This is a genomic window from Rhizobacter sp. P3_B12 (assembly GCF_056402895.1).
The window spans coordinates 1-1772 of sequence record NZ_JBFUGN010001150.1; the positions used below are offsets into that span (position 1 = coordinate 1).

Sequence of the window (1772 nt, forward strand, 5' to 3'; positions counted from 1 at the left end):
CGCGCGCCCAGCGGGCGCAGCAGGCCTCGGCGATGTTGAAATCCGCCGGCACCTGCCAGCGGAAGGAGGAATGCAGGTCGGTGTAGGAATCGGCTTCGCGCATGGGCGCGAAGCTTATGACGCTAGGCGCCGAAGCGCGCGAGGGCTTCCCCGGTGATCCGGCAGATGCGCCAGTCGGGCAGCACCGTCGCGCCCATGCGCTCGTAGAAGCGGATGGCRTTCTCGTTCCAGTCGAGCACGCTCCATTCGAAGCGGCCGTAGCCGCGATCGACCGCCATCCGCGCCAGCCGCGTCAGCATGGCCTCGCCGACGCCCTCGCCGCGGTGCGCGGGCTGCACGTACAGGTCTTCGAGGTAGAGCCCCGGCTGCGCGAGGAAGGTGGAGAAATTGGTGAAGAACAGCGCGAAGGCGATCACCTCGCCGCCGGCCTCGGCGACCATCGCCTCGGCGACGGCCTTTTCGCCGAACAGGTTGGGCCGCAGCTTCTCGGGCGTGACCTGCAGCAGGTGGGTCAGTTTCTCGAACTCGGCGAGTTCGCGGATCAGGCCGACGATCGGCACGACATCGCGCAGTTCGGCGGCGCGCAGCGCGTAGGCGGGGTTGCCGTCGAGCGGCATCGGGAAGGAGGGCATCCGCCGATTGTCTCTCAGCCTCGTTCCTCAGCCCCCGCCCTTCAACCCCCCAGGATCAGGCGGCCAGCCGTTCCCAGGCGGCGGCCGGCGTGGCACGCGCCGGCTGCGGCCAGATCACGCAGACGGTGCGCGGGGGCATCAGGTGCTGGCGGAAGAACGCGACGGCGCGCGCAGGGTGCGCCACCGGCAGCACCGCGCGGATGGCCGGCTCGTCGGCCGCGGYGTCCAGCACCGCCTGCGAGCCGGTCGAGCCCGAGCCCATCACGCCGATGCGCCCCGGCGGGTGGCCGCGGTCCAGCAGGTAGTCGACGGCGCCGAGCACGTCGTCGCGCTCGCGCTGCCCGGAGCCGCCACGCCGCTGGATCACCAGCACCGACAGGCCTTGCGTGCGCAGGGCCTGCGTCAGCCCGTGGTGACGCCGGCCGTCACGACCACCGACCAGGACCACCGCGGCGCGTCCGCCCGGCACCGGCAGGTACTCGGCACGGACCCACGCCCGGCCACCACGGGCCGCGAAACCCACCGTGTCGAGCACCGATCCGGCGCGCGCCGGCGGCTTCGGCCGCACCCTCGCGCGGCGGTACGCCGCTGCCAGGCCACTCGCGGCGCAGGCGATGGCGCATCCCGATGCGATGAGCAGCCATGGCGAGCTGAAGTCCATGATGAAAGAATCCCCCTGAGCGAAACCCAGTGTCCGAATCCACGCTCTCGCCGTCCTTCAATGTCCTGAAGCTGGCCTGAATCGTTCTGAAAGTCGGTGTCATCGCGTAAATTCGCCGCCTTGGAGGATCCCTTTTGCCTGACCACTACCGCTTCGGACACGTCGCGCTGAATCCGGCCACCCGCCAGTTGCTGATCGACGGCCAGCCGGCGCTGCTGGGCGCGCGCGCCTTCGACCTGCTGCAGGCGCTGGTCGAGCGCAGCGACCGGCTGGTGTCCAAGGGCGAACTGCTGGACCTCGTCTGGCCCGGCCTCGTGGTCGAGGAGAACAACCTGCAGGTGCACGTCTCGGCGCTGCGCAAGCTGCTGGGCGCCCGCGCGATCGCGACCGTGCCCGGGCGCGGCTACCGGTTCACGATGGCAGCGCAGGCCGCCGCCCCGTCACCGGCCCCGGCCCCCGCCCTCGCGGTGAGCCCGCCG

At 71.4% G+C, this 1772-nt stretch carries 3 protein-coding genes; 1 reads left to right on the top strand and 2 read right to left on the bottom strand.

Features of this window, described 5'->3' with window-relative positions; translation table 11 throughout:
* Positions 1–122: 122 nt before the first annotated feature.
* Positions 123–632: a GNAT family N-acetyltransferase gene (locus tag AC1D01_RS33160; protein ID WP_477873725.1), complete on the bottom strand. Its 510-nt coding sequence runs from the start codon at positions 630–632 to the stop codon at positions 123–125.
* Positions 633–687: 55 nt separating this feature from the next.
* Positions 688–1293, bottom strand: coding sequence for an alpha/beta hydrolase family protein (locus AC1D01_RS33165; protein ID WP_477873726.1), 606 nt, complete (start codon positions 1291–1293; stop codon positions 688–690).
* Positions 1294–1427: 134 nt separating this feature from the next.
* On the opposite strand from AC1D01_RS33165, the gene AC1D01_RS33170 reads away from it, so the two are divergent.
* A partial coding sequence (locus AC1D01_RS33170) for a winged helix-turn-helix domain-containing protein (protein WP_477873727.1) occupies positions 1428–1772 on the top strand: 345 nt, incomplete at its 3' end.